The following is a 6565-nucleotide window of genomic DNA, read 5'->3' as shown; positions in this document are numbered from 1 at the left end:
CTCTAAAAATGGACACAACCCTTTAAATATCAATTGCTTTAGTTTTTTGTCGTGTACTTAGTTTAATATTATAAACAAAAATAACATAATTCATTAGAAATACTAAATACAAGTAAATAAAACTAAATACCAACATCATATTTAATTAATAATAAGAGTAAACTAAGAAACAACACAAATATTTCAAATATCAAATAAAACCAATTAATGCTAAATAGAATCAAACATCGCTAATCTTACAATCTATCAAATTAGTACTTTTAATCCTTTAACTAACATATATCAATACAATTATGAAAAAAATCAGTCTATTACTTTTGGTAATGACCATATTAATCTCATGCCAAAAAAAGAATACAATTGAAGTAATTGCAGAGGGAGTACCTGATCATACAAAAGTGGAAATCTTTACACACCCTATTGGAATAAAGGACAAAAAAGTTCTTGTAACTGGAGAGGTTTTAAATGGTAAAGTAACTTTAGAAAATCCTTTTACTGAATTAGATGAAGCCTATTTAGACGTAAAAAATAGTAAATATAAAATAAATGGCATTTTCTTTATTGGTGAAGCTGGTAATATCAAAATAACATATATTAAAGATAATATAAACAACAACTCCTTCGGAGGTACTGAAAACAATAAGAAATTCCAAGAATTCATTACAGAAAGAGGAGTTGTTTATGAAAATATTAATAAATATTATAGTGAAAACAAACAAAGATTAGAAAAAGCAGAAGAGGAGGATGACATAAAAACCATTAATGAAATCGAGTCTCAACTAGATAAATACACAGAAGAAAATAATCAGATTCTAAGAAAATACGAATCTGATAATAAAAATAATAGCTTTGGAATGTTCACTCTTTGCCAAATGATAGGTATGGAGGAATTTTCTATAGAGGAATGTAAGAAACTCTTTGCTGAGTTTTCTCCTGAATTAAAACAAACTATAATTGGAAAAAAAACAGAAAATAGATTAAATAAATACATAGAAAAAAAAGAATCTGAAGTAGTTTTAAAAATAGGAGATAAATTACCAGAATTTAAAGCTTTAGATCCTAATGGAAAAGAAGTAACTCTAGCTTCTTTTTTAAAAGGAAAAAAAATAGTTCTTATAGATATATGGGCTTCTTGGTGTGCACCATGTAGAAAAGAAAATCCAAATATAGTAGAAAACTATAAAAAGTATCATGATAAAGGATTAGATATATTAGGGTATTCTATAGATCAAAAAAAAGAATTATGGTTAACAGCAATTGAGAAAGACAATCTTACATGGACTCATGTATCTAATTTAATGTCTTGGGATGACCCAATAATAAAAAATTACGGTATTAAAGCAGTACCCGCAAGCTACTTAGTTGATAATAAAGGGACTATATTAGGCATAAATCTTAGAAGATCAGGACTTGGGAAAAAACTTGAAGAAGTTCTTGAAAAGAAATAAACTATTTCATTTATTATTACAATTTAAAAAAAGCCTTATAAACGACCTTTATAAGGCTTTTTTACTACTAGTAAATAGAATATAAACATTAACAATAGTGTCCATTACAAGTTATTTCAACAAACAAAATTTACCTTTTATAAAGTCTTACCTTCTTAAAATATTGCTAGTTCTCTTTATTTATAACGGTACATTACACTTCTCTAAATATAAACATCTCTCTAATATAAAATCATCCCCTCCTTAACTAAAAAGGAGAATGTTTATGACATTCTCCTTTTTAGTTAAATTATATTTCTGAATTATAATCTGTTTCTGCTTTTGGTATTCTATAAGTCCATTTATTATTCATTTCAGGAGTAATCTTCTTCGTTATCAAATCAGAAGCATTCCCGCCTTCTTTACTTGATTTTCTATCTATCGTTAAATTTAAACGCTTATAATCAAACCAATCAAATCCTTCACCCCATAACTCTATAGATCTGTACTTAATAATTTCATTTAATAGTTCTACTCCTGTTTTATCACATACATACTTAACGTCTCTTTGTGTATCTTTTGTAAGTTCAACTAACTTCGCTATTGCTTCATTATCTCTTCCTAAAAAGTATAGTGCTTCTGCTTGAATTAAACACATTTCTGAAGAACGAAAATGATTTACATGCATAACGCCAGGTTGACTAGTTACTTTTATCTTAAACTGCATATAGGCCGCAGTTTTAGCTTTCATACTTATATCCGGAAAACGTTCTCTCACTGCAATATCTAAAGGGCTATTCGATTGTATAACACCAGTAGTAGCATTATAAGTAGAAGTATCATATCCTGTAGGATCTAAAAAAAACTGTTTTCTCACATCTGTCATCGGAATAGACTCATATAACTCTTTACTTATTCTACTTGGCCCAGATGTTACACCTGTAGCTTCTGAGTTATATCCTATATAAGCCCCATATGCATTATTATTTAGCTGATCATCTGTAGTTCCAAAACTACACCAAAGCCATTCTGATGTTACCTTATTAAAACCTTCTTTATAAACAGACAGAGACATTAATGGATATCCTACTCTTGCTTGAGTAGCATGACTTAAAGCACTTTGATAATCTTGTCTATTTAAAGCTGCTCGAGCAAAAATTGCATGTGCTACATTAGCATCTATTAAATAGTTATCACTTGGATTTCTTTTGTAATTACTCTCCCTAAATAAAACGATTGCTTGATCCAGATCTTTATAAATCTGGTCATAAACTTGCTTTAATGGAGATAGTGGCATAGCTCTAGGATCTTTAGAACTAAGTCTTAATACTACAGATTTAGTCTCTCCATTATTAGAATCTTGCCAACGGTTACCATAAATTTGTACTAACATCGTGTAAGCATAAGCTCTATATGACATTGCCTGAGCTTTTAAGTATTTCTTTACACTAGGTAATCCCTTCACATCATCTACTTGAGCGATGATTTCATTAGCATTCGTAATCACCATATAATAATAATGCCAAGGATAATAATTATTTAAATGTGTCACATTTTCTATATAATCGTGATTGCTAACCCCAACAGAACCCGCTCTATCCTTTCTATAATGATTACCTGCTGTTTCTCCATAAATCAGTTTTATGGTTCCTTCTCCGTTATTTCCACTTCCTACATAACTAGTAGACATTAATTTCGCTAAACCATTAACAGCATAAATTATCCCTTCTGTATCTTTAAAAACATTATACTCTGATACATCTCCTGAGGGTTCCGTTCCTAAATAATCATGATCACATGCTATAAAAACAGATAAAGTAACTACACCTAAAAAAAATCTCATAATCTTTCTCATCTTATCTTGCTATTAGAAATTAAAATTAATCCCGAAAATAAATATTCTTGGAGCTCCTGCCCCACTTCCTACAGCTCCAGAAAAAGATTGCTGAGGATCTAATCCCTTAAACTTAGTAAAAGTGTAAACATTCTCTACACTAATATTCATACTCATCTGTTTTACCTTAATCTTCTTCAACAACTCAGAAGGAAAGTCATAATTCAAAGCAATATTTTGTATAGACAAAAAATCTCCACTTCTAATAAAGCGATTAGATTCAACATTGTTATATTGACTAGTTGTATAATTTATTTGAGGGATTCCATTAGGATTTATTCTATCAGGTGATGTCTCTGTCATTCCATTAGGTGCACTACTCCAAGAATGAGTAATATCTTTATGAATAGCTCGTACCATATCAGAAGCTTCCATCAAACTCATATAATTATAATCCAACACTTTTCCTCCTAATGCATAGGTAAATAGTCCAGATAGATTCAAGCTTTTATAATGTAAAGACGTTGAAAAACTCCCATCTACTTTAGGTATAGCACTTCCTGCATAAACTTTTTTACCAAAAGTATCTGGATTAGTTGTGTAATACTGTCCATTTATATTCACCAAATACTCATCTGATACAGAAGGCTTATCAGGAGCTGAGCCATTTACATTATACTTTTCAGAATCCACAGTATACAAAGCATTCCCAGTCATCTGATCTACACCAACGAAATCAGTTAAGTAAAACTCATACACACTTCTTCCTTCTTTTCTTAAAAAAGGAATAGAAACTATACCGTTCTCTCTATTATCAGAAGGCAATTTTAATAGTTTATTTTTAAGCATGGTAGCATTAACTCCTACATTCCAAGACCAATCACTCTTTTTAATAATATCTACATCAAAAGAAAACTCAAAACCACGATTTGATATACTACCAACATTACTAACTATAGACGAAGAAGGAAAAGTAGGAGCAGTAGAACCATTAGATAGAGGCATTTCTAAATTAAACAAAAGATTTTTTGATCGTTTATCGAAATATTCTACTGTAAAATTCAATCGATTAAATACCCTACCATCTATAGCAAAATTCGTAGAACTAGATGTTTCCCATTTTAATCCTTTATTTCCAAACTGCTTTCTATAAACAGCAGGTTGACCAGCATTGCTAACTGATCGATATAAAGAGTAATAAGCATATAAACCTGCAGCACTATCATCCCCTACTTCTCCATAAGAGGCACGTAACTTTAGGTAATCAATCTGTTTAATTTTAAAAAAATCTTCTGACGAAATAATCCAGCTACCTCCTGCTGACCAAAAATTACCCCAGCGAGTATCACTATGAAACTTTGAAGACCCATCGCGACGAAACGATGCTTCTAAAAAATACTTATTTGCATAATTATACTTAGCTCTAGAAAAATAACCTTCAGTTCTATATTTTGTTAAAAAATCATTTGCTGTATAAAGCTTATTGAAATTTGACCAATCTACAATTCCAGTAAAAATCTCTTCTATTTTTGAAGCGTTTAAATTCCCTGAATCCACATTAAGATTCTCATGACCAAACAATACATCAATATTATGCTGACCAATATCCTTTTTCCAGTTCAGTAATTGTTGAAAAGAATATGTTTTTCCTCTATTATTATTTCTATATGATCTTCCTTTAAGGTTTGCACCTGATCCGACTATACTATTTTGGTACTCTTTAACATCTGTATAGTTTAAAGCTAAATTAGCTTTTAGACTAAACGTAAGGTCTTTCATTAACTTAATATCAGTATAAATCTGAGAATTTAATGTTGTAGCTATTCGTTCCATACTATTTAGCTGATTTTCTAAAATCATATGACGCCTTTCATACTGTTTACGAGTATTTTCTCCTAAATCATAAATTTTATCTCCTAATTCATCATATATGTAATCACCTGTCTTAGAATCATGTAAGTGAATAGGATAGATTGGTGCTATACTTGAAGCATGTGACTCAGGAGAAACACTATTAAGGTTTGTTATTTGATGTGATCCAGAAACGTTAGTTCCTATCTTAATTATGTCACTTATCATGTAATCAGCGTTAACACGTGTAGTAAACCTCTTATAATCACTCCCCCTAAAATAGCCTTCATTATTTAAAAAACCTGTCGAAAAATAAGCTCCTCCTTTTTCATTAGACATTCTACCATTAAGATTTAAATCTTGATATGTACCTGTTCTTTCAATGGGTTTATACCAATCTAAATCTGATCTATATCCTTTTAAAACTGAAGCATGAGGCACTAGACGCCCATTCGTATCAAACAGTTGGTCACTAGACAAGTTATAAATATTCATACCTAGTATCTCTGGAATTAAATTAGCTGTTGCAAGTCTACCAGCTTCTTCAATAGAATTTCCATTACTCACTAAAGAATTGCGATATCCCATCCACATCGTTTCCATAAACTGATCTGGCTCTACTTTATCATACTCTTTTAGGAATCTACTGACTAATCCTTGTTTAAAACTTACTCCAAAAAAACCATCTCTTTTGGAAGCCTTCTTTGTATTAATTAGAATTACACCATTAGAGGCACGATTACCGTATAAGGTAGTTGCAGAGGCATCTTTAAGAACTGTTATACTCTCTACATCTATAGGATTAATATCACCAACACGGCCTGCATATACCATTCCATCCAAAACAATTAGAGGATCATTTTTATCCATTGAAGTAAATCCTCTAATTCTAATACTAGGCTCTGCGCCAGGTTGGCCTGAACTATTATTAACACGTACTCCTGGCGCAGCACCTGTTAATGCATTTAATACATTAGTATTAGGTCTTTTTTCAATATCTGAGCTAGTTACATAAGATAATGCTCCAGTGATAGACTCTTTCGTAGATGTACCATAAGCTACTACTACAATATCATTTAAAGTTTCACTAACTTGATGTAATACAATATCATAATGTAAGTTAGCACCTACATGTATTGACTTTGTTTCATAGAACACATAACTAACTGTTAATATTTCTCCCTCTATAGCATGAATAGTAAAGAGACCTTGATCATCAGTCATTGTTCCTTTATTAGAATTTTCTATAACAACAGTAGCTCCTAACAAAGGAATTCCATTAATATCTTTAACACTTCCTGTAACAATATTTTTTGTTTGACTATATATTACACTAAATGTCATAAATATTAAAAACGTTAAATATTTTTTAAGCTTCATACAATATTTATTTTTAAGAAGTAATCATCTCCAAAAATAAATATCATTTTTTATAAAAAATTTAACAAATCAA

3 protein-coding genes are annotated in these 6565 nt (G+C 30.4%); 1 reads left to right on the top strand and 2 read right to left on the bottom strand.

Annotated features, from left to right (window positions below; genetic code table 11):
• The first annotated feature begins 293 nt into the window (after positions 1–293).
• Positions 294–1448 carry a peroxiredoxin family protein gene (locus tag MODO_RS16895; RefSeq protein WP_006258666.1) on the top strand — a complete coding sequence of 385 codons (1155 nt, stop codon included), beginning with the start codon at positions 294–296 and terminating at the stop codon, positions 1446–1448.
• A gap of 289 nt (positions 1449–1737) precedes the next feature.
• Here MODO_RS16895 and MODO_RS16890 read toward each other — a convergent pair whose 3' ends face one another.
• A complete protein-coding gene (locus MODO_RS16890) occupies positions 1738–3282 on the bottom strand; it encodes a RagB/SusD family nutrient uptake outer membrane protein (protein ID WP_006258667.1) in 1545 nt (514 codons plus the stop codon).
• A 12-nt stretch (positions 3283–3294) separates the two neighbouring features.
• Positions 3295–6492, bottom strand: coding sequence for a SusC/RagA family TonB-linked outer membrane protein (locus tag MODO_RS16885; RefSeq protein WP_006258668.1), 3198 nt, complete (start codon positions 6490–6492; stop codon positions 3295–3297).
• Between the last annotated feature and the right edge of the window lie 73 nt (positions 6493–6565).

The sequence above is a fragment of the Myroides odoratimimus genome (genome assembly GCF_001485415.1).
Lineage (GTDB): Bacteria > Bacteroidota > Bacteroidia > Flavobacteriales > Flavobacteriaceae > Flavobacterium > Flavobacterium odoratimimum.
Note: the sequence above shows the minus strand (reverse complement) of the source record. Positions and strands in the feature narration are given on the sequence as shown.